The sequence below is a fragment of the Aureisphaera sp. genome, assembly GCF_059726885.1.
Genome location: NZ_AP041051.1, coordinates 3300201 through 3322004 on the forward strand (window position 1 = coordinate 3300201; position 21804 = coordinate 3322004).

The following is a 21804-nucleotide window of genomic DNA, read 5'->3' on the forward strand; positions in this document are numbered from 1 at the left end:
TATGAAAAAGATTGTTTTAGTATTAATTGCATTTTTAGCCACGACATCCCTAATGTGGAGTCAGGATATTACATTAACAGACGAAGAAGTACAGAAGTTGCTTTGTAAGTCTTGGCAAATGGGATACACCATTGCTAATGGCGAAATTGCAGAGCAAAAGAACGGAACCCCGAATATAGCTTTCAATTTCAGGAAGGATCACACATTCGATTTTATTGAAAATGGCAGTAAGACCGCTGTGGGAGAATGGAGGCTCATTCCAGAAAAGAAATGGGTAGCTTTAGCAATTCAACGTAAAGTGAGCTTACTAATTACCTCTATAAATGAAAAAGAATTTGTGGCAATAAGTACCAACCAGATAAGTAGTCCTGGCAAAGAAAAAAGAGAAGTCGTCTTTAAAGTTAAATAGAAGAAACATGAGTACACCAATAATAGTTCCTACTATGGCCGAATTCATGGCACAGGGAAAGAACCCGGAAGTCTTGTTTTGGGTAGGTTGTGCCGGTAGTTTCGATGATAGGGCCAAGAAGATTACAAAAGCATTTGCCCGTTTACTGAATGAGGCAAAGGTTGAATTTGCAGTTTTGGGAACGGAAGAAGGTTGTACAGGGGACCCTGCTAAGAGAGCTGGGAATGAATTCTTGTTTCAAATGCAAGCCATGATGAACATTCAGGTGTTGAATGGCTATGAAATAAAGAAAATTGTAACTACCTGTCCACATTGCTTCAATACCATTAAGAATGAATATCCCGAATTGGGAGGTACCTATGAAGTAATGCACCATACCCAGTTTTTGAAGTCCTTGTTAAATGAAGGCAGGTTAAAGGTAGAAGGAGGCAAATTCAAGGGAAAGCGTATTACGTTTCATGACCCTTGTTACCTAGGGCGAGCAAATAATGAATACGAAGCCCCAAGGGAACTTTTACAAAAGCTTGAAGTTGAGCTTATCGAAATGAAACGCTGCAAAACCCGTGGTTTATGCTGTGGTGCTGGAGGTGCGCAGATGTTTAAAGAACCTGAAAAAGGAAATAAAGACATTAACATAGAGCGTACGGAAGAAGCCTTGGAGACCCAACCGGAGATCATTGCAGCAGGATGTCCATTCTGCAATACAATGATGACAGATGGTGTAAAAGGCAAGGAAAAAGAAGACAGTATTGCTGTCATGGATGTGGCCGAGATGATTGCAAATGCAAAGGACTTATAGTAGATGTTAGCAGATTTTAAAGATTTACCAGAAAATTCCAGGATTTGGATTTATCAGTCCAATAGGAAGTTATCGGACGAAGAAGTAGCCGTGATTAACGATAAAACCGCACATTTTCTTGAACAGTGGACTGCCCATGGTTCCGATTTGGAAGCTGGTTTCGAAATAAAGTACAATCGTTTCGTCGTTTTGGGCCTTAATCAAACCAATGCATCCGCTTCCGGATGCAGTATAGATGCTTCGGTGCGTTTCATTCAGACATTGGAAAAAGAGTTTGGTGTAGACTTATTGGATAAAATGAACGTTACATTTTATAACGGAGCCTACATTGCACATAAACCTTTGGCCGATTTCAAGAAAATGGCCAAGAACAGATCGGTATCTGGGAACACGGTTGTTTTTAATAACCTTGTGAATACCAAAGCCGAATATTTAGAGCATTGGGAAGTGCCAGCAAAAGATAGTTGGCATAGCCGTTTTTTAGCATAATTTTAGTATAGTTTTTGTTACCTTCGATCCTATGAAGCATTTCATAGCAACCTCACTTTTAATTGCTTTTTCCGTGTTGGGATATTCACAACAAATCAATCCGCTTTTGGTGGAAGATGAGTTGCTCGAACAACAGGAATGGGTGGATAGCATTTACGGCATGATGAGCCTACAGGAAAAAGTAGGACAGTTATTCATGGTAGATGTATTTTCCAGCGACCCAACGTCTAAAACAGACAGGGTAAAGGACCTTATCTCCAATTACTACATTGGAGGGGTTATTTTTTCTAAAGGTGGTCCCGTACGCCAGGCCTATCTTAACAATGAATTTCAAGAACTATCCAAAACCAAATTGCTCATTGGTATGGACGCAGAATGGGGACTTGCAATGCGTTTGGATTCTACATTTGCCTATCCATGGAATATGACCTTAGGGGCAATTAAGGACAATAAGATTGTTGAACAGGTTGGAAGACGAATTGGTGAGCACTCTAAAAGGATGGGGGTTCATTTTAACTTTGCTCCCGTAGTAGACATTAATACAAATCCAAAGAACCCGATAATAGGAAATCGTTCCTTTGGTGAAGATCGTGAAAACGTAACCGAAAAGGCGATTGCCTTTATGAAAGGAATGCAAAGTGCTGGGGTGCTGGCCAATGCCAAGCACTTTCCGGGTCACGGAGATACCGATGCCGATTCCCATGAAACATTGCCCACTTTATTATTTGATAAGGCCCGTATTGATTCGCTGGAGCTGTATCCGTACAAGCATATCATAAGTGAAGGTTTAAGCAGTGTCATGGTGGCTCATCTCAATATTCCTTCCATTGTGCATGAATCGGGATATCCGTCTTCCATTTCAAAAAATGTGGTAACCAATATACTCCAGGGTGAACTTGGTTTCAATGGATTGATATTTACCGATGCACTTAATATGAAGGGAGCCGCTAATTTTAAAGAGCCAGGAGAAATTGATCTGGCTGCGTTTTTAGCCGGAAATGATGTTTTGCTTATTTCAGAAAATGTTCCTAAAGCGCATAATATGTTAGTGCGTGCCTATCGTGAAGGTGCTATAACGGAAGAACGATTGGCACTTTCAGTAAAAAAAATATTGTTGGCGAAGTACAAGGTAGGGCTTCATGAATATGAACCTGTTAAAGCAGAGAATATAGTTGCTGAGCTCAATAGACCAGAAGATCGGCATCTATATGAATTGGCTATGGAAAAAGCTCTGACTATTGTAAAAAATGACTCTGCGGTACTGCCAATTAAAACCCTTCAAAACACAAAGATCGCTTATGTCAATTTTGGTGATGATAGCGGTAAGGAATTCCTGAAGTATCTTAGGAAATATTCGGACATTGATTGGATTAAGGCCAATAGTCTGGATAGTTATGTGCGCAAATTGAAAAAGTACGATTATGTGATCGTGGGCTTTCACAAATCGAATGCAAACCCTTGGAAGGATTACAAAATAGAAGACAAAGAATTGGTTTGGCTGTACGAAATAGCAAGGACCAATAGAGTCATTTTAGATGTTTTTACTAGACCGTATGCCTTATTGGATATTACAGCAACCGGTAATTTTGATGGGATTATACTTTCCTATCAAAACAGTAAAGTGGCCCAACAACTATCTGCACAGCTTATTTTTGGGGCACGCGCAGCCGATGGCCAACTCCCGGTAAGCGCAGGCGAAGATTTCCCTGTGAATACATCCTTGAGTACTGAAAAATTGGATCGACTGCAGTACGGTACTCCGGAAAGTGTTGGATTGTCTTCAGATAAATTGAAAAAAGTAGATTCACTGGCACGAATTGGCGTTTGGGCAGGAATGATGCCAGGCGCACAGATTTTGGTAGCAAGGAAGGGAAAAGTCGTTTATAGTAAAAACTTTGGGCATCACACACCAGAAAAGAAAATAAGGGTTAGGGATGATGACGTATATGATGTTGCATCCTTGACTAAGATTCTGGCCACCTTGCCACTTACCATGGAGTTATATGATAGGAACATCATTACCATGGATACAAAAATAGGGGATATGCTTCCCTCTTTTAAAAAGTCGAATAAGGGCAATATTAGCCTTAAGCGAATGCTGACCCATACGGGACGGCTTCGTGCTTGGATCCCATTTTATATTAACACCATAGATACTATTACAAAACTGCCTTCGGCTAAGTACTATTCGAAAGATAAGTCTAAGGAATTCCCAACTCAGGTGGCGAAGGATATGTACGCTAGAAAAGATATTTCCGATACCATCTATGAGCTTATCAAAGAAAGTGAGCTACGACAACGTGCAGGATACAAATACAGCGACTTGCCGTATTATTTGTTGAAGGAGTATTTAGAGAATTTTTATGGAACCTCTATGGATCGATTGGTACAGCGAAATCTATATGAGTCATTAGGAGCTAATTACACTTTATTTAACCCGTTATCCCGCTTTAGAAAAGATGATATTGCCCCCACGGAGAACGATAATTATTTCAGGATGCAGAAAGTTCATGGATATGTTCACGACCAAGGATCTGCGATGATGGGTGGTGTTTGTGGACATGCTGGATTGTTCAGTAATGCCAACGATGTGGCGAAAATCATGCAGATGTACCTCAATAATGGATATTATGGGGGTAAGCGGTATTTAAAACCTGAAACATTGGATGCGTTTAATACCTGTTATTATTGTGATAATGATGTGCGTAGGGGAGTAGGTTTCGATAAACCCCAATTGGGAGATGTAGGCCCAACCTGTGGATGTGTGTCCATGACAAGTTTTGGACATAGCGGTTTTACGGGAACATTTACCTGGGCCGATCCAGAAGAGGATATTGTATATGTGTTCCTATCCAATAGAACCTATCCTACGGCAGATAACCGTAAACTGATAGGTAGTAATTTAAGAAGTAATATACAGGAAGTCATTTACGATGCCATCATACGCGAAGAACCAGAACCAACAAAACTAACGATCGTAGAAGAATGAAAATAGCCATAGTTTGTTACCCAACCTTCGGTGGAAGTGGTGTAGTAGCTACCGAATTAGGAATTGCCCTAGCAGAACGGGGACATGAAATTCATTTTATTACCTATAAGCAACCTGTACGTCTGGAATTGCTATCATGTAACATCCAGTTTCACGAAGTATCCGTGCCTCAATATCCGCTTTTTAAATACCAGCCCTATGAGTTGGCGCTTTCCAGTAAGCTTGTAAATATTGTAAAGCAATACAAAATCGATCTCCTTCACGTTCATTATGCCATTCCCCATGCCTATGCAGGGTACATGGCGAAACAAATGTTGAAAGCTGAGGGAATTCATGTGCCTATGGTCACTACATTGCATGGAACGGATATTACCCTAGTTGGAAATCATCCATTTTATAAGCCTGCGGTTACCTTCAGTATAAATGAAAGTGACGTGGTAACTTCTGTATCACAAAGTTTGAAAGACGATACGCTACGACTATTCGACATTCATCGGGACATCCAAGTGGTTCCCAATTTTATTGATGTTTCAAAGTACAATAATACCTTTACCGACTGCCAACGGGATATGATGGCCGAACCCCATGAGCGTATCATTACCCATATTAGTAACCTACGCCCAGTGAAGCGCGTTATGGATATTATTGAGGTGTTTGATCGCGTTGTTAGTGAAATCCCGGCTAAGTTATTACTGGTTGGGGATGGACCAGAGAAGAAACCCGCAGAGGAATTGTGTAGAAGAAAAGGGATTTCAGATAAGGTAATTTTCTTCGGAAATAGTAGTGAAATCAACAAAATCCTATGTTTTAGTGACCTTTTCCTGCTACCTTCTGAAAAAGAAAGTTTCGGTTTGGCCGCTTTAGAAGCTATGGCTAGTGGTGTACCCGTTATATCGTCAAATACCGGAGGGCTTCCCGAAGTGAATGAAGATGGTATAAGTGGTTACCTTAGTAATGTTGGTGATGTTCGGGATATGTCTATAAAGGCGCTTTCCATTTTAAAAGATCCTGAAACCCTGGCTCAATTCAAAAGGCAAGCAAGAAAGTCGGCTCAGAAGTTCGATACGAAAAATATCCTGCCCATTTATGAGGCTACCTATGAAATGGCTTTCGAAAATGCGTACAACGGATCCTAGTCCGTTTTACGGTATTTTTTTGGAATATCCTCGCCTTCGTCCTCACTCATAGTCCAGATCATATTAGCGATCCACCATCTACCTTGTGAAAATATTAGTTGGTAGCTATTTACGCCCCAGCCTTTTGTGCCTTCAGAATCTTGTCCGTAGAAACCCTGCATAACATGGGCTATCCCATGAAATCGTTCGATCACTTCACCAGTGCCGGTCTCATAGTATCCGTTGGAATAATATTCGTCTGTAAGCATTTCCAAAAAAGTGTTTAGTTGCATGGTTTCATGTTCAAATGTACCATCTTCATTGCCTACAACGGTAAAGTGAGCAGTGGGCAAAAACAATTTTCTGAAACTTGCAGTGTCGATCACCTGGCCTTTTTCTATAGATATGATTCGTTGGGTCTCGTTTACGATAGTTTCAACATCCGTATAGGTATTTGAAGTATTCTTCTGCGAATACAAGGATGAAACCACAAATAGGAATAATAGGGTACTGGTTAATTTCATACAGTTAGTGTTAGGGCACCAAGGTGCATCTAATACAATAGACGTATAAAATGTTCAAATAGTTGTCTTCCTTCAAGTATTTCCTTGATTTCTGAACCTAGACAGACAAGTCAGAAACAAGATTGGGGTCCGCTTGGTGGTTATAGCCATCAAGTTTAACGTCCTTCAAGAAACCATTGGTAAAAACCTTGGCCATTGCTGGAGTAAGAAGTGCAGACCTATAATCCATCCATTTTTGTGCGTCTACGCCAAACATATGCTGCGCCAAACCGGAGAATTCCCAATCGGCATTTTTCCCCCAATGTATCGTGAAGGGAATATTATGCTGTTGCAGCACTTCGATCATCCTTTTCTCATACTGTTCCAGACTAATTATTTTGTCCGAGCCTTCCCAAATAATACCGTCTATTTCCACCATACAAGTGAATGGAAATTTCGCAAAGGAGAGCAATCCGTCGGACTTTTGAATAAATCGCATGGCAAAAATACCGGGAACGGGACCTTCGTTATTGGTGAGATCTGTCAGCACTTTTAGGGCCTTAGATGAATTCGTATGATCTATGCCGAAGGAACAAGCGAATGCCTTTCCTTGATACCCTGCGTCCCAAAAGATTTCAGAAAGCTTTCCTACGATTACTTTATCCTCTTTGGGTAAAATACTTTGTCCAAGCGCCTTCACAAACTTAGGAATGGCCCGAGGGAACTTTTCAGATACCTTAACCAATAAATAAATAAGGTCTCGATACACAAACTCCTTCATAAATGGAATTGGGTCTCCAAATTGCTGTTTGTAGTTTGGGTCGAAAGGCTTTTTATACATGAGCTCTACAGGGATAGTATCTTCATTGCTATACTGGTTTATATAAACCTTGTAATGATATGGCTTTAATGGATTTCCCTGAGCATCGGTTTCTGAAGCAATCTTTATTGGGGTATTCTGAAAGTCTAGGGTATCTGCCAATGCCAAAGCATCCGCCTTTTTTACTTTAATTACATGGCGCGAAAGCAGAAAATGGTCTTCTGCCTCAATCACAACCCCGTGAATAAACCCGAAGGACCCTAGACCGACAAGAACTGCATTGAAAAGACCATCGTTTCGAATCACCCTGGCGTTTAGTTTAGCTATGAATGCATTGTTGAGAGCAGGCTTGGTATGTCTCTCCAAATACACAATATCTTGAGGGTTGGGTCCTGTAATCAAATTAAGTCCAACCACATAATCCTGAACGGACCCCACATCGATTGCCGAACCATGAACACCTGTAGAAATACACCCTGCAATCGTTTGTCCATTGCTAGCCCCAGTAGTTTTAAGGGATTTCCCCAGTCTTTCCAGGTAAAATGAAATCTCCTTAATAGTATTACCACACTGCAATACATGCAGATTATCACTTTTGTAAGGGCTATTGGCGTGCAAATCCGTTGGTTGAATCCCAAATTTTAGGTTCATGTTGGCAGTAAAATGGATTCGATCCTTTTGATGGGCTATGGAAGACATGGACCATCTGGCTCCAATAGATCTAAAACCATGATTTTGATTGGTAGCCTTTAGTAATTGTAGCCTCATTTCATCGGCAGCATCATTGTAGCGATCGAAGGGATCCGGCATCATGCTTCTTTTTTCCAGCTTAGTGGAAAGAAAGAATTTTAATGGCCAAGGACCGTTCTTATGGATTGTATTCCAGCGTTCCCTTAAGGTAGTTTTAGTAGTTGCCATATAGATTAGTTTTGTTCTTTAACACATACATATGACACCTTTAGCTTTCGTTTTCGGCCCAAAGTCACTAGATAAAGGAGCAAGCCTCCCATAGTGTTTCTAACTTCAACTGTGTGAAGTGCTCCTTCCTCACATTCACTAATGTTCACTGGGTTTTCATCAGTAGTGCCTTTCACAGTAACAATAGTGTCTATTTTTCGAAAAAGCTGACCCCTGGCTGGATCTTCATTGTCCTCATCGTCTTCGCCAGAATCATCTAATTCTGGTCCCGGTCCATTGGTTACTTTCATTCTTACTGAATAGCAGGACGACAGTACCATAATGGATAAAAAAACGCAGATAATCTTAAGGTATCTTGGAGTTTTCATTTGTAATATATTGTTTATCAATGTGATTGATTGCTAAGGTAACAACCTAAAGCGTCCTAGAAAAGGGGGAAAACCCCTTTTTTTAAGTGGGGAATACAATAAAAAATGCCCCCAATAGTGGGGGCATTGATTTTAAAAAATTAATACTATCTAGAACTGATAGCGTATACCAAATGCAATATCGAAATCCACATCATCATCCAATAAATCGCCAAAACCAAATTCTGGTCTAAAATCTAAGGACAAGATTAAGGGGATATCAAAGTCATATTCAATTCCAATGTCTCCAGCAGCATAAAAATAGGTTTCACTGTCATCGGTTCCATCAGGAACATTATCTACACTAACATTGGCAATTCCACCACCGGCACCTACATACCAGTTAAAGTTTCCGTCTAGGTTAAATACCCATTGGTACAATCCAGTAAGGCGAAAGGCATCATAATTATCGCCCGATCGCCAACCAAGATCCAACTCCAGACGATTGTTCTCGCCAAGGGCTCTCTGATAGCTTATTTCCGTTCCGAAACCGTCGCTATCACCCAATCGAAGTCCAATGGCATTATCGGATATCCGTTGCGCTTGTGCTGTTGTTATACAAGCTAAAGTAAAAATTGAAATGAAAAAAAGTTGCTTCATAATGAAAGGTTTTGTTATAAAACGAAATTAATTCATTTTCTTATATAGACCTTTATGAAATAAAAATTAACATGAATTTGTGCAAAGTAACCCGACTGCTTAACTTTACCTTAAGATGCAAATAGCTTTAGAACAGCTTCAAAAAAACATGGAAGGAGACCTTTATTGGGATGCCTTGCACACTTCCATATATGCTACAGATGCCTCGGTGTATCGTAAAACCCCAACCGCTGTGGCTTTCCCAAAAACCAATCAGGACATTCAATTGCTTGTGGCATTTGCCAAAGACCACAATACTTCCTTGGTGCCACGAACCGCGGGGACTTCACTGGCGGGGCAGTGTGTAGGGGAAGGTATTATTGTAGATGTATCCAAATACTTCACGAAAATCCTTGAGGTAAACGAAAACGCAAAAACGGTTAGGGTTCAACCAGGTGTGATTAGGGATGAGTTGAATGCCTATTTACAACCTATGGGGTTATTTTTTGGTCCCAATACTTCTACAAGCAATAGATGTATGATAGGAGGAATGGTTGGTAACAATAGTAGTGGGACTACCTCAATACAGTATGGCGTTACCCGTGATAAGGTACAAAGTATGACAGTGGTGCTGTCTAATGGAGAAGAAGTCACTTTCGGGTCAATGCCATCCGAAGCCTTTAAATCAAAGGCCAGTGAAGATTCTTTGGAAGGCCATATTTATAAAGCAATTCATGATGAATTGGTTAGGGAGGAGGTACAAGAGGAGATCGTTAGGGAATTCCCAAAGCCCGAAATACACAGGCGAAACACAGGTTACGCCATTGATTCCTTACTTAAATCTGAACTTTTTGGTGGGAAAAATGATAAAGTTAACCTTTGCGAGTTACTCGCTGGAAGCGAAGGTACCCTGGCATTTACAACGGAAATTACCTTGCAACTGGACGATTTACCACCCGCTCTAAATGCAATGGTGGTAACGCAGTACGAAACATTAGAAAATTGCCTGAACGATGTGCAAGTAGCCATGAAGCATCAGCTGTATACTTGCGAAATGATGGATGACGTTATTTTGAACTGTACTAGAAACAACAAAAAGTACGATCCCTACCGTTTCTTTATTTCAGGAAACCCCAAAGCCCTTTTAATGCTTGAAGTGAGGGCAACCAATGAGGATGAGTTAGAACATAAGATATCTATGCTACTAGAATCCCTTTCAAGTTCTGGGAATAGTTATGTCATGCCCATATTAAAGGGTGCTGAAATAGATATGGCTATGGAGCTTCGTAAAGCCGGCCTGGGATTATTGGGCAATATGGTAGGGGATAAGAAGGCCGTTGCTTGCATAGAGGATACTGCAGTAGCTTTACATGATTTAACGGACTACATATCGGAATTCACCGAAATCATGAAAAACCATGGACAACAGGCGGTGTACTATGCGCATGCTGGAGCTGGGGAATTACATCTACGTCCAATACTAAACCTTAAAACAGAAGAAGGGGTCGGTTTATTTAGGAAGATTACGACGGATGTGGCAAGACTGACCAAAAAATACAAGGGTTCCTTTTCTGGGGAACATGGAGATGGTATTGTTCGGGCGGAGTTTTTGGAAATGCAGATTGGTAAGAACAACTTCCAACTTTTAAAAAAAATTAAGAACGCGTTTGACCCTCACAATATATTTAATCCCGGTAAGATTACCGATGCTTGGCCTATGGATGCTTCCCTTAGGACGACTACCGAAAGACCCACACCCGAAATTAATACCCTTTTGGATTTTTCCGATTCCCAAGGTGTTATTCGGTTGGTTGAGAAATGCAATGGGAGCGGGGATTGTAGAAAAACAGAGAAGTCTAACGGCGTCATGTGCCCAAGCTACCACGCCACACGTAACGAAAAAGATACCACACGCGCACGTGCCAATAGGTTACGGGAGGTTTTAAATACTTCAGAAAAAGAGAACAAGTTTGATGATGAAGGGTTAAAAGAGGTATTAGATTTATGCATTAGTTGTAAATCCTGTGCCAGTGAGTGTCCTAGTAACGTGGATATGGCCGTGGTAAAATCTGAATTCCAATACCAATACGCTAAAACAAACGGAAGGAAACGTTCGGACCACTTCTTTGGAAAAAGCACATACTACAATAAATTGGCTTCAAAATTCCCAGGGATTTCTAATGCCCTGTTTAATGCTCCTATCATCGCCGGAATGATCAAAAAGTATACAGGCGTTTCAGTTAAACGATCTTTGCCATTAATCTCAACAATTAATTTTAGTAAACATATTCAAATATTTAAAAACCAAGATATTAAAGGAAAAAAAATTTTTCTTTTTATAGATGAGTTTAGTAATTATTTAGAGTCCGAAATTGCGATCGATGCATTCGAATTGTTGAAAGGCTTAGGGTATGATGTTGTACCAATTCACGATTTGGATAGTGCAAGGGCTTTGGTAAGTAAGGGGTTCTTAGACGAAGCAAAAAAGGAGGTAAACAGGGCAATTTTTAATTTAAAAGGGAAAGTATCTGCTTCCAGTCCCTTGATTGGAATAGAGCCCTCTGCCATTCTGGGGTTTAGGGATGAGTTTCCGAGGTTGGCGAACGATGCTGAAGCCGCCAATAATATAGCAAAGAATACTTTTTTGATGGAAGAGTTTATCGCATCAGAGTACCAAAAAGGAGTTATCACCTCCGATCAGTTTACAAGGGACTCCAGAGACTTGAAGATACACGTACATTGTCATCAAAAAGCATTGAGCAATCAAAAGGTGACATTCGATGTGCTCAATATCCCGAAGAATTACAGACCTACCCTTATAGCAGCAGGTTGTTGTGGAATGGCCGGTAGTTTTGGCTATGAAAAGGAACATTACGATATAAGTATGAAAATGGGGGAGTTACGTCTTTTCCCTGCTGTAAGAAAAGCTTCCAATGAAACCATTATTGTTGCCAATGGTACTAGTTGTAGGCATCAAATTAAGGATGGTACAAGTAGAAATTCGCTACACCCAGCAACAGTATTGCGCCAAGCGCTACTCTAAACAAGATCATTCGCGGTTATAAATGCAGAAAGCATTTCAGGTAGGGTTTCCTCATCATCCATATCATTAGTAATAGAATTTATAACAGGACGGGGCGTTCCATGTTGGTATAATTTCCAAGATTCATTATTGTATTCCAGAGCAGTGAGATTCTCTATCCAATCACCGCTATTTAAATAGATACAATTACCTTTTTCGGTCTGCACCTTTCGTATCGTTGGTTGATGAATATGCCCGCATACTACATAGTCGAAATTATTCTCAATGGCCAGTTCGGTAGCGGTGTCTTCGAAATCACTGATGAACTTAATGGCGCCCTTAACACTGTTTTTGATTTTTTTGGAAAGTGAATACTTTTCCTTACCCATTTTGACCAAAACTACATTAATGACCCTATTTAATAGAATAAGCAAATCATAGCCCCAACCTCCAAGTTTAGCTATCCATTTGGTGTGTTGAATGGAAGCGTCGAACACATCACCATGAAAGAACCATGCTTTTTTACCATCCAAATTCAGGACAAGTTTGTCGAGAATATAGATGTTACCCATCTTGGTATCGCTGAACCTGCGTAGCTTCTCATCGTGATTTCCGGTTATATAATATACTTTGGTGCCCTTTGCGGCCAATGCAAAGATTTTCTTGATCACCAATAAGTGAGATTTCGGGAAATATCGTTTACGGAATTGCCATATATCGAATATATCACCGTTCAGGACTAATTTTTCCGGCCTTACTGAATTGAGATACTGTAGTACTTCCCTTGCATGACAGCCATAGGTCCCAAGATGGATATCGGACAACACAACGATTTCTAGTTTTCTCTTCAACCCTCAGATTTATAATACAAATAACCTAAAAATGGCAAGGATGCAGTTTATGAGAAGGTTATGGGTTTTTCATGAAAATGTTAGACCTGAGACCCGTATGTTTTCTAAATATTATGGTTGGGCTGTTTTTTTATTCCTCAGATACATTTACATTTGTTGAAAAGCATAGTATGGCGGGTAATTCCTTCGGAACCTTATTTAAATTAACGACTTTCGGTGAATCACATGGAGAAGCATTGGGTGGCATTATAGATGGATGCCCAGCTGGATTGACCTTAGATTTCGAAGCGATAGAAAATGAAATGCAGCGGCGTAAACCCGGTCAGTCTTCAATAGTAACCCAACGTAAGGAACCCGATTCTGTAAAATTTCTCTCAGGGATTTTTGAAGGCAAAACAACGGGCACACCCATTGGTTTTGTAATTGAAAACACTAATCAAAAATCCAAGGATTATTCCCACATTAAAGAAACCTATAGGCCTTCGCATGCCGATTATACCTATGATCAGAAATACGGTATACGTGATTATCGTGGTGGCGGACGATCCTCTGCCCGTGAAACTGCGAGTAGGGTAGCGGCTGGTGCTATTGCAAAACAATTGCTTAAAAACATATCCATTATAGCCTATGTATCTGGCGTGGGCGAATTAATGTTAGACACGCCATATTCACAATTGGATTTTGCTGAAATTGAAAGAAACCCTGTACGTACGGCGGATGTTGAAATGGCCTCAAAAATGGAAGCTTATATCAGGGATATCCGCAAGCAAGGGGATACTGTAGGCGGACAGATTACCTGTGTCATTCAAAATGTGCCTGTGGGGCTGGGAGAACCCGTATTCGATAAGCTGCATGCTGAATTGGGAAAAGCCATGCTATCCATAAACGCTGTAAAAGGGTTTGAATATGGAAGTGGTTTTGCAGGCACCCGACTAAAGGGCAGTGAACACAATGATTTGTTCAATGAAGATGGAAGTACGCAGACTAATTTTAGTGGCGGAATACAAGGAGGAATAAGTAATGGAGAAGATATTTACTTTACCGTGGCTTTTAAGCCTGTGGCAACGATTATGCAATCGCAAGAAACCATAGATAAAGAAGGAAATAGGGTAGAGATGCAAGGAAAGGGTCGTCATGACCCCTGTGTAGTACCGCGGGCGGTTCCTATTGTAGAGGCTATGGCGGCATTGGTACTAGCCGATTTTTGGTTATTGAATAGAATTTCGAAAGTATAAAACAACACATATGAAAAAACTCGCACTGCATTGGCAAATCCTTATCGGTATGGTACTGGGTATACTCTTTGGGTATGCCATGACCGGCCAAGATTGGGGCCCTGGATTTGTTTCGGACTGGATAAATCCCTTTGGGACCATCTTTGTGAAGTTGCTGAAACTCATTGCCATTCCACTTATTTTGGCTTCACTTATTAAGGGGATTTCCGATTTAAAGGATATATCCAAATTCAGGAATATTGGTCTTAGGACCATCGCAATATATATCGGAACTACGGTAGTAGCCATTACTATTGGTTTGTTATTGGTAAATGCATTCGAACCTGGTAATGGTGTTTCCGAAGAAACAGTGGCCAAGCTTACTGAGACATACGCTAGTGACAGCGGGGTACAATCGAAAATTGCAGAAGCTGGAAGGCAAAAGGATAGTGGCCCACTTCAATTTTTGGTAGATATGGTTCCGGATAATGCATTCAATGCGTTTTCAAATAATGGATTGATGCTTCAAGTCATATTTTTTACCATTCTTTTTGCTATCTCTATGCTTCTGATTGGAGAAAAGAAAGCAAAACCTTTGAAGGATTTCTTTGACTCGGTGAACGAGGTGGTACTTAAAATGGTAGATCTAATCATGCTTATAGCACCTTACGCCGTATTTGCATTATTGGCAAATGTCGTCGTTTCATCGGGAGATCCGGATTTATTGGTTGCCTTACTTAAATATGCCTTGGTAGTTGTGGGCGGATTATTGGTGATGATCGCATTCTATCTGGTACTGGTAGGAACTATTGTTAAAAAGAACCCATTTTGGTTCCTAAAGGAAATCAGTCCTGCGCAGTTGTTAGCATTTTCCACAAGTTCCAGTGCAGCTACTTTACCAGTGACTATGGAAAGGGTAGAAGAGCATATTGGTGTGGACAAGGAAGTCTCAAGTTTCGTTCTTCCTGTGGGTGCTACGATAAATATGGATGGTACCAGTTTGTATCAAGGAGTGGCAGCTGTTTTTATTTCGCAGGCCTTAGGGTTTGATCTAACATTTACGGGTCAATTAACCATAGTACTTACAGCCCTTTTGGCTTCTATTGGTTCTGCTGCTGTACCGGGTGCTGGAATGGTAATGTTGGTGATTGTCTTGGAATCCATTGGTTTCCCAGCCGATAAGCTAGCCATTGGTTTAGCCCTTATTTTCGCAGTAGACAGGCCATTGGATATGTGCAGAACCGTAGTAAATGTTACGGGTGATGCAACTGTTTCTATGTTGGTGGCAAAATCGACAGGAAAATTGGGTAAACCAAAAGTCAAGGAATGGGACGACCATTATGATGAAGTAAAATAAAAAAACAAAACCGCTCATAAGAGCGGTTTTTTGTTATAATTATATTCTGGAAGATTATCCTTCTCGCTGAATTTCCACACTGTGCGGATAAGGAATTTCTATTCCGGCAGCATCTAATGCGATTTTTGCTTTTTCCAAGGTATCGAAGTATACATCCCAATAGTGTTCTGTTTTTACAGCAGGGCGTACGGCAAAGTCTACCGAGCTTTCCCCTAGTGCGGATACTTCAACCATCGGGGCAGGGTCTTTCAATACTTTTTCCTGAGAGGTTAAAACATCCATTAAAACCTCCTTGGTTTGTTTAATGTCTGCATCATAAGAAACACCGATGGTATGGAATACTTTCAGAATGCCTTCGGCACTGTAATTTGTAATGTTTCCGTTAGATAATGCTCCATTAGGAATGATCACCAATTTATTCTGTGGAGTAACAACTTTCGTGGTGAAAATATCAATCTCCTTTACATTTCCTAGTTCTCCTTGCGCCTCAATAAGATCCCCAATCTGGAATGGTTTAAAAATCATAATAAGCACACCTCCAGCAAAATTAGCCAAGGAGCCTTGTAAAGCCATACCAATCGCCAATCCAGCTGCAGCTAGCACTGCGGCAAAAGAAGTGGTTTCAACGCCCAGATTGCCTAATATGGCAAGAATGAGCAATACTTTAAGTAGCCATCCCAACAAATTCTTTAGGAATCGCTGGAGGCTTTCATCGTAATTTCGTTTGCCCATGGCAAGGCCAATAACCTTCATGATCCTTTTAATAATCCAGGATCCAATGATCCATATCGCAATGGCTCCTATTACCTTAAGTCCGTATTCGGAACCAAATTCTATTAGTTTGTCAATCCATTTTTCTAAGTCCATAGAGAGTATGTTTTTAAGAGTCGATCAAAATTAGCAAAAAGAAACGCCCACATTTACTGAAAGTTAGTTTTTTTGGCCAGAAATGTAGCCCCTGATCGAAAACCGTTTGCCTTTGACCGACAAAGGTGAGCCGAAGTAATGAAAAGGGATAAGAAGGTCCTTGCATAATCAATAGAAAATTAGAAAAAAGCCATTACCGTTTTATCTTATTTGCTATATTTAATTTTCTAAAGAACCAATCTATGAATGTATGTTTTATAATGTATCCATGGGAGGAAATGGATGCCGAAAATGACTCTACATTAGCCTTAATACAGGAGTTTGCCAAAAGAGGGCACGGCATTGCAATTACCACACCTGCAAACCTTACGATTAGGGACAGTGTGGCGTATGCTTTTTGTCGGTGCCTAAAGCGAGCGGAGAAAGTATCTAACAACCTTAAATCATTTCATGGGAAAGCCCAGTTTTATGATGAGATGCTTCCACTTGCGGGATTCGATGTCATTATCCTAAGAAGCAATCCACCACTGGATATGATCATGCTCAATTTCTTGGATAGCGTGAAAGATGATGTGTTCATCATGAATGACTTAGATGGCATCAGACGCGCCAACAACAAACTCTACACAGCTGTTTTCGAAGATGAAAATAATGAAATTATACCGAGAACACATGTAACCAAGAACAAAGAATACCTAAAGAAGATCATTAAGGAAGGCCCTGAAAAAATGATATTGAAACCATTGAATGGTTTTGGGGGCTCTGGGGTTATTCTAATAGAAAAACGGGCCATGAAGAGTATCAATTCTTTGTTGGATTTCTATATTACCAATAAAGACGGAACCTCTAACTATGTAATTCTTCAAGATTATATTGAAGGTGCCGAAATGGGCGATGTACGGATATTATTGTTAAATGGACAACCCATTGGTGCAATGCGCAGGGTTCCAGGGGAGGAAGACCACCGTTCTAATGTTACGGCTGGTGGACGTGTTGAAAAACATTCCCTTACCAAGGTTGAAAAAGAGCTATGTCGAAGAATAGGGCCTAAATTGGTGAAAGATGGACTATATTTTGTGGGAATCGATGTAATTAACGGTAAACTTGTAGAGGTAAATGTAATGTCACCAGGTGGCATCACCTACATTAACAAGGTCTATAAATCCAGGGTTCAGGAAAAGATTATCGATTTTATTGAAGACAAAGTTCAAGAACGTGTTATTGCCTTCGAAAGAAGACAAAAATTACGCAAGCATGTGAGCGATGCTTAATTCCGCAGAAATATATGCAGAGACTTTCCATTTCAGAGATTATTCAGAAAATTAAGGACGAAGAAACCTTCGAAGCGGTATCCAGCGATTATTCCTTTACTATCAAAATAGATGACTACGTACACTACGCCTGCGGTGCAGTACATGATGGGCATCATTTTAGAAGGGAACTATGGGACAATTGCCTACATACGGAATATGATAGATGGTTCGAAGAAGACCCTTGTACTAAAGAATTTGTAAAAAGCCATCCCATAGTGATTGCGGGATGTGATAGCCGTTTCGAATACGATCTTAACAGGGATCCTGATAACGCTATCTATGAAGATGCGTGGGGCAAGAAACTTTGGAAACAACCGCTGCCGCAAGTACAGAAAGAGCATAGCCTTGCCAAGCACCATGCTTTTTATAGTGTGGTTCATGCACTAATTGACAAATTGGAAGAGAAATTTGGTGTCTGTGTGGTGTACGATATGCACAGTTATAACTGGAGACGTTGGGATAGGGAAGTGCCAGTGATCAATTTGGGAACCATGAATGTAGACAGGGACCGTTTTGAGAAAGAAATTGAATCATGGCGTCATTCTTTGTCAGAATTACAACTGCCACATGCCATTGAAGCTACTTCCAAGATCAATGATACCTTTCAGGGAAATGGCTATTTTTTGAAATATATTACCAAAAGCTTTAAAAATACCTTAGTTTTGGCTACTGAATTCAAAAAAATATATTGTGACGAGATCGGACAGGTTATTTATCCTGAAGTAGTTGCCGCTATAGAGCAGCAACTTAGGGTAAAGTTAAAAGAGCATGCAGATGCCTTTTATGCTGTCCATAACATGTAGTATGACGTATCCGGAAACCATCGTAGAAACCTATCCAAACTTATTTAAAATCGACTCCAACCTGGATCGATTGGTGAAGAAAATAGAGCTTCTCAATTATATTAATCCCATTAATATTGAGCATGAAAAGCGCAGCTTCTTTGCTTCTAAATATAATGTGAATCCTACTTTTCATTATAAAAAGATAGACTTTGATGCGTATAAGTTGCAACAAGAACTATTTTCACAGGATATTGAGAGTATCGAAGAGGAAGGAACCCGTAATTTCTATAGAGACGTCATCTATGATTATTCAGGTCTTATTGAATGTATAGACACCATTGGACAGGGTTCCAAGTTCTATTATAATTCCCTTAAATCTTTCGGAACCCCTACTGAAAAAGATGTGGAGAACGCACGTTTCATTCTGCATTTTGAAGATGAAGCCTACGATCAGGAAATGTTTCCGGTTTTTAATGCAAATGAAGCTTCGCAATATTTTGAAGAGTTTACCAAGCGCTACAGTTTTCCATTAAAGCTGAAGTTTTCTACCAAGATTTCTGCTGCTGCAATGGTACAGAACAATACGCAAACCCTTTTGCTTAAAAAGAACCACCGTTTCAGTGCCAATCAATTAAAGGTACTCGCCAATCACGAAATTGGGGTGCATTTGGTTACCACCTATAATGGAATGGAACAGCCTCTTAAGATTTTTAAGAATGGCTTCCCTAAAAATGTAGAAACCCAAGAAGGATTGGCCGTTTTTAGCGAATATATGAGCGGATGTCTCACCTTGTACCGCTTAAAGGAACTTTCCTACCGGGTACTTGCTATAGATAGCCTTCGTAAAGGTGGAAACTTTTGTGACACCTTCGATCTATTGCACAATCAATACAAATTGAATAGGGAAGAGGCCTATAATATTACCTTACGAGCCCACAGGGGCGGGGGCTTCACAAAGGATTATCTGTATTTAACGGGACTGAAGAAAGTGTATAATTACTATCAGACCAATAAAAACCTAGATGCCCTTCTTAGTGGAAAAGTAGCCATAGAACAGATCGAGATGGTTAAGGATTGGCAAAAAGAAGGAATTGCAGAACCCATCACTTACAAAAACTTCGCCTTCGACAAAAACGAAAATTCGAACAAGACCTTAGAATTCATTCTTCAGAATTTGAAATAAGCACCTTATAGAAACTTCGATCTCAATTCCGGTGTTGGGATCATACAACTTTCCTTTTTACCATACCATTTATATCGGTTGCGTGCTACCCAATCATACACTACATTTCTTATAAAAGCAGGAATGATGAGAAAGACCATAGCCAAAGGATAGGCTCCACCCAAATATTTGGCAACCCTTAATGCTGCCGTAGACTTGGTGTAGGCCTTGCCATTTTCAATTAAAATAATAGAATCCACCTTATGGGTATCAATACCATGAGTTGCGATCAATTTCTTTCCTTCCTCACTTTGCAACGCAGCAAATTTGAACCGGTTTTTTTTGTCCCGTTTAATGACAAAAGTGACGGACGAATTGCAAAGGTTACATACTCCGTCAAATAGAATTATAATATGTGAATTGGCTTCTGACAATCAAAAATCTTCTTTTACAAAAATACGAAGTAATTCCTTCATTCCGTATAAGCCCTTTTTGAAATAAAACAGGTCTTTTCATTCTTGTCCATACTTTGTCCATGCCCTATTTTAGGCTATAACTAGGGCTACACATACTTTTGGGGTGTTGAATCACAAATAGATAAAATATGAACACTTCAAACCCTTTTTTAAAACGAGCAGTGCTAATTCTGAGCGCCTGTTCTATTGTCTTTTTTACTTCTTGTAGTACCGAAGATGATGGAGGCGGTGAAAACCCCGAAGCCTCCAGTATTTCTGAATATATACTGAATCTAGTATACAGTCCTGATGTCATGTTGAATGTTCAGGATACAGGAGGACTTTCCAGCGAACGTACGGTAACCTTTGAAGACGTAACCACTTCATCCCCTAATCAAGGTACGGTCCTGGAATGTAACGTAGCCGATTATACTTTGGAATCCAATTTTGATGACGTGGCCATACTTCGTCCTACCGGTGGTATCGTATATCCTGGTGCTCTTGTAGTCGGAAATCAAGGTATGTTAGATGGTGCACCCGATCCTTTCGCCGTAAATCGCTCTCCTGCTACCTTGCGTCTAGATTTGCCGGGTATAGGAACCAATGGTAATATTACCATAGATGATCCTGCAAGGAATTCCGATGTGCAAGCTGGACTGGACGAGGCTCTGGAATGGTGGAACGACAATGCCTATGAAGAGGGCTATGTAAACGCAGCCAACTCCTCTTATCAAGCCGCGACCTCATATTCGTCCACTCAATTAAGCCTAGATATTGGCCTTAACGCAGAGTGGGCTACAGGAGCCATCGCGTCTCAATTCGAATACGAATCCAATACGGAACGTCGCGTGGCCTCAATGGTATTTAAACAAGTGTTTTATACAGTAACCATGGATACGCCTTCATCCCCAGCTGCTGTATTTGGCCCAGATGTATCATTAAGCCAAGTACAAGCCATTATGACCGCCACTAATCCACCGGCGTATGTGGCTTCTGTATCTTATGGGCGTATCATCATGGTTCGTATGGAAAGTACAAATATGGACTCTTCTATAGATCTGGATGTGGTTTTGGAATATAGTAGTGGATTAAATAATGGTACTGGCGAAGTAAATTCAGAATATGATGAAGTACTACAAACCTCAACCATCAATATCATTACGATAGGAGGTAATGCCGAAGTGGCTAGTAGCGCGGTAGACGCCGCTAATATTGATGATGGGCCTGGTGGGCTTAACTATATCATTACTGGTGACAATGCGGTATACAGTCGGGATAATCCAGGGGTGCCAATAGCCTATAGTATTCGTTATCTAAAGGACAACTCTTTAGCCAAAATGGGATATACTACAGATTATAGAGTCGAAGAATGTGGTAGTTACGGATTTAATCATGATGAGGTTACGGTAGAGAACGACTCCTTTCACGATACACGTTTTAGGTTTAAGTACCGTGGACAGAATTCCGAGTTTATTTATTACTCTTCTTATTATGAACTGGATCAAGGAGATGTAGTAAGTAGAACGCCTCCTAATGGAGCACATGATGTGGAGGTTGAATTTGAATATCAATATGGTGCTGGCGGCTGGAACTTTATAGACGACTATACCATAGGCTATAATTATTCCGAAAGGTGCTATCGCTTTACTGGTGGTGATATTTTCGGAGGGGCATCCGAAATTGATCAAGTAAGCTGTAACTAACTAAAATTCACTTAATAATGTTTGTAGCGCAGTCAGTGTTTAAGTTG

19 protein-coding genes are annotated in these 21804 nt (G+C 40.4%); 12 read left to right on the top strand and 7 right to left on the bottom strand.

Annotation, left to right across the window (positions count from 1 at the left end):
- The first annotated feature begins 1 nt into the window (after window position 1).
- Genes AC6JAD_RS14875 through bshA form a run of 5 tightly spaced genes read left to right on the top strand, consistent with a single transcriptional unit; the run spans window position 2 to window position 5822 of the window.
- Window positions 2–409 carry a hypothetical protein gene (locus tag AC6JAD_RS14875; RefSeq protein ID WP_461303140.1) on the top strand — a complete coding sequence of 136 codons (408 nt, stop codon included), beginning with the start codon at window positions 2–4 and terminating at the stop codon, window positions 407–409.
- A 7-nt stretch (window positions 410–416) separates the two neighbouring features.
- Window positions 417–1208: a (Fe-S)-binding protein gene (locus AC6JAD_RS14880; protein WP_461303141.1), complete on the top strand. Its 792-nt coding sequence runs from the start codon at window positions 417–419 to the stop codon at window positions 1206–1208.
- A 3-nt stretch (window positions 1209–1211) separates the two neighbouring features.
- Complete coding sequence (locus AC6JAD_RS14885) at window positions 1212–1697, top strand: ABC transporter ATPase (RefSeq protein ID WP_461303142.1); 486 nt, start codon at window positions 1212–1214, stop codon at window positions 1695–1697.
- Window positions 1698–1728: 31 nt separating this feature from the next.
- Complete coding sequence (locus AC6JAD_RS14890) at window positions 1729–4686, top strand: serine hydrolase domain-containing protein (RefSeq protein ID WP_461303143.1); 2958 nt, start codon at window positions 1729–1731, stop codon at window positions 4684–4686.
- Window positions 4683–5822, top strand: a complete 1140-nt coding sequence (gene bshA / locus AC6JAD_RS14895; protein WP_461303144.1) for an N-acetyl-alpha-D-glucosaminyl L-malate synthase BshA — start codon at window positions 4683–4685, stop codon at window positions 5820–5822. Before AC6JAD_RS14890 ends, bshA begins: the two co-directional genes overlap by 4 nt.
- Here the strand turns inward: bshA and AC6JAD_RS14900 are convergent.
- From AC6JAD_RS14900 to AC6JAD_RS14915, 4 genes are all read right to left on the bottom strand, one after another.
- A complete protein-coding gene (locus AC6JAD_RS14900; RefSeq protein WP_461303145.1) occupies window positions 5819–6325 on the bottom strand; it encodes a hypothetical protein in 507 nt (168 codons plus the stop codon). The two genes, bshA and AC6JAD_RS14900, sit on opposite strands and share 4 nt — an antisense overlap.
- 97 nt (window positions 6326–6422) lie before the next feature.
- Window positions 6423–8042 carry an FAD-linked oxidase gene (locus AC6JAD_RS14905; protein WP_461303146.1) on the bottom strand — a complete coding sequence of 540 codons (1620 nt, stop codon included), beginning with the start codon at window positions 8040–8042 and terminating at the stop codon, window positions 6423–6425.
- 5 nt (window positions 8043–8047) lie between these two features.
- The gene (locus AC6JAD_RS14910) at window positions 8048–8410 is read right to left on the bottom strand and encodes a hypothetical protein (RefSeq protein WP_461303147.1); all 363 of its coding nucleotides are present in this window, start codon (window positions 8408–8410) and stop codon (window positions 8048–8050) included.
- 150 nt (window positions 8411–8560) lie between these two features.
- A complete protein-coding gene (locus AC6JAD_RS14915; RefSeq protein ID WP_461303148.1) occupies window positions 8561–9049 on the bottom strand; it encodes a hypothetical protein in 489 nt (162 codons plus the stop codon).
- Window positions 9050–9164: 115 nt separating this feature from the next.
- Here AC6JAD_RS14915 and AC6JAD_RS14920 point away from each other — a divergent pair, with 115 nt between their 5' ends.
- Complete coding sequence (locus AC6JAD_RS14920; protein ID WP_497865662.1) at window positions 9165–12071, top strand: FAD-binding and (Fe-S)-binding domain-containing protein; 2907 nt, start codon at window positions 9165–9167, stop codon at window positions 12069–12071.
- On the opposite strand, the gene AC6JAD_RS14925 is transcribed toward AC6JAD_RS14920, so the two are convergent.
- Window positions 12068–12901 (bottom strand): UDP-2,3-diacylglucosamine diphosphatase, encoded by an 834-nt coding sequence (locus tag AC6JAD_RS14925; RefSeq protein ID WP_461303150.1) that lies wholly within the window; start codon window positions 12899–12901, stop codon window positions 12068–12070. The genes AC6JAD_RS14920 and AC6JAD_RS14925 overlap by 4 nt on opposite strands.
- A gap of 170 nt (window positions 12902–13071) precedes the next feature.
- On the opposite strand from AC6JAD_RS14925, the gene aroC reads away from it, so the two are divergent.
- The gene (aroC, locus tag AC6JAD_RS14930) at window positions 13072–14136 is read left to right on the top strand and encodes a chorismate synthase (protein ID WP_461303151.1); all 1065 of its coding nucleotides are present in this window, start codon (window positions 13072–13074) and stop codon (window positions 14134–14136) included.
- A gap of 10 nt (window positions 14137–14146) precedes the next feature.
- The gene (locus tag AC6JAD_RS14935; protein ID WP_461303152.1) at window positions 14147–15472 is read left to right on the top strand and encodes a dicarboxylate/amino acid:cation symporter; all 1326 of its coding nucleotides are present in this window, start codon (window positions 14147–14149) and stop codon (window positions 15470–15472) included.
- A gap of 54 nt (window positions 15473–15526) precedes the next feature.
- Here AC6JAD_RS14935 and AC6JAD_RS14940 read toward each other — a convergent pair whose 3' ends face one another.
- Window positions 15527–16339: a mechanosensitive ion channel family protein gene (locus AC6JAD_RS14940; RefSeq protein WP_461303153.1), complete on the bottom strand. Its 813-nt coding sequence runs from the start codon at window positions 16337–16339 to the stop codon at window positions 15527–15529.
- Between the two features lie 242 nt (window positions 16340–16581).
- On the opposite strand from AC6JAD_RS14940, the gene gshB reads away from it, so the two are divergent.
- From gshB to AC6JAD_RS14955, 3 genes are read left to right on the top strand one after another with little or no spacing between them, the layout of a single operon-like run.
- Window positions 16582–17610 (top strand): glutathione synthase, encoded by a 1029-nt coding sequence (gshB, locus tag AC6JAD_RS14945; RefSeq protein WP_461303154.1) that lies wholly within the window; start codon window positions 16582–16584, stop codon window positions 17608–17610.
- 14 nt (window positions 17611–17624) lie between these two features.
- Entirely contained in the window at window positions 17625–18455 is an 831-nt protein-coding gene (locus tag AC6JAD_RS14950) for an N-formylglutamate amidohydrolase (RefSeq protein ID WP_461303155.1), read from the top strand.
- A 1-nt stretch (window position 18456) separates the two neighbouring features.
- Window positions 18457–19620, top strand: coding sequence for a peptidase MATCAP family protein (locus tag AC6JAD_RS14955; RefSeq protein ID WP_461303156.1), 1164 nt, complete (start codon window positions 18457–18459; stop codon window positions 19618–19620).
- Between the two features lie 5 nt (window positions 19621–19625).
- Here AC6JAD_RS14955 and AC6JAD_RS14960 read toward each other — a convergent pair whose 3' ends face one another.
- A complete protein-coding gene (locus tag AC6JAD_RS14960) occupies window positions 19626–20033 on the bottom strand; it encodes a thiol-disulfide oxidoreductase DCC family protein (RefSeq protein WP_461303157.1) in 408 nt (135 codons plus the stop codon).
- Between the two features lie 170 nt (window positions 20034–20203).
- On the opposite strand from AC6JAD_RS14960, the gene AC6JAD_RS14965 reads away from it, so the two are divergent.
- On the top strand, window positions 20204–21757 hold the full coding sequence (locus tag AC6JAD_RS14965) for a thiol-activated cytolysin family protein (protein WP_461303158.1): 1554 nt from the start codon (window positions 20204–20206) through the stop codon (window positions 21755–21757).
- Window positions 21758–21804: the final 47 nt, after the last annotated feature.

Bases quoted from the DNA above. Each gene is read 5' to 3' on its own strand.
- aroC (WP_461303151.1), top strand. From the start codon at position 13,072: ATGGCGGGTAATTCCTTCGGAACCTTATTTAAATTAACGACTTTCGGT.
- AC6JAD_RS14935 (WP_461303152.1), top strand. From the start codon at position 14,147: ATGAAAAAACTCGCACTGCATTGGCAAATCCTTATCGGTATGGTACTG.
- bshA (WP_461303144.1), top strand. From the start codon at position 4,683: ATGAAAATAGCCATAGTTTGTTACCCAACCTTCGGTGGAAGTGGTGTA.
- gshB (WP_461303154.1), top strand. From the start codon at position 16,582: ATGAATGTATGTTTTATAATGTATCCATGGGAGGAAATGGATGCCGAA.
- AC6JAD_RS14965 (WP_461303158.1), top strand. From the start codon at position 20,204: ATGAACACTTCAAACCCTTTTTTAAAACGAGCAGTGCTAATTCTGAGC.
- AC6JAD_RS14905 (WP_461303146.1), bottom strand. From the start codon at position 8,042: ATGGCAACTACTAAAACTACCTTAAGGGAACGCTGGAATACAATCCAT.
- AC6JAD_RS14910 (WP_461303147.1), bottom strand. From the start codon at position 8,410: ATGAAAACTCCAAGATACCTTAAGATTATCTGCGTTTTTTTATCCATT.
- AC6JAD_RS14885 (WP_461303142.1), top strand. From the start codon at position 1,212: ATGTTAGCAGATTTTAAAGATTTACCAGAAAATTCCAGGATTTGGATT.
- AC6JAD_RS14875 (WP_461303140.1), top strand. From the start codon at position 2: ATGAAAAAGATTGTTTTAGTATTAATTGCATTTTTAGCCACGACATCC.
- AC6JAD_RS14940 (WP_461303153.1), bottom strand. From the start codon at position 16,339: ATGGACTTAGAAAAATGGATTGACAAACTAATAGAATTTGGTTCCGAA.
- AC6JAD_RS14920 (WP_497865662.1), top strand. From the start codon at position 9,165: ATGCAAATAGCTTTAGAACAGCTTCAAAAAAACATGGAAGGAGACCTT.
- AC6JAD_RS14880 (WP_461303141.1), top strand. From the start codon at position 417: ATGAGTACACCAATAATAGTTCCTACTATGGCCGAATTCATGGCACAG.
- AC6JAD_RS14950 (WP_461303155.1), top strand. From the start codon at position 17,625: ATGCAGAGACTTTCCATTTCAGAGATTATTCAGAAAATTAAGGACGAA.
- AC6JAD_RS14900 (WP_461303145.1), bottom strand. From the start codon at position 6,325: ATGAAATTAACCAGTACCCTATTATTCCTATTTGTGGTTTCATCCTTG.
- AC6JAD_RS14915 (WP_461303148.1), bottom strand. From the start codon at position 9,049: ATGAAGCAACTTTTTTTCATTTCAATTTTTACTTTAGCTTGTATAACA.
- AC6JAD_RS14890 (WP_461303143.1), top strand. From the start codon at position 1,729: ATGAAGCATTTCATAGCAACCTCACTTTTAATTGCTTTTTCCGTGTTG.
- AC6JAD_RS14955 (WP_461303156.1), top strand. From the start codon at position 18,457: ATGACGTATCCGGAAACCATCGTAGAAACCTATCCAAACTTATTTAAA.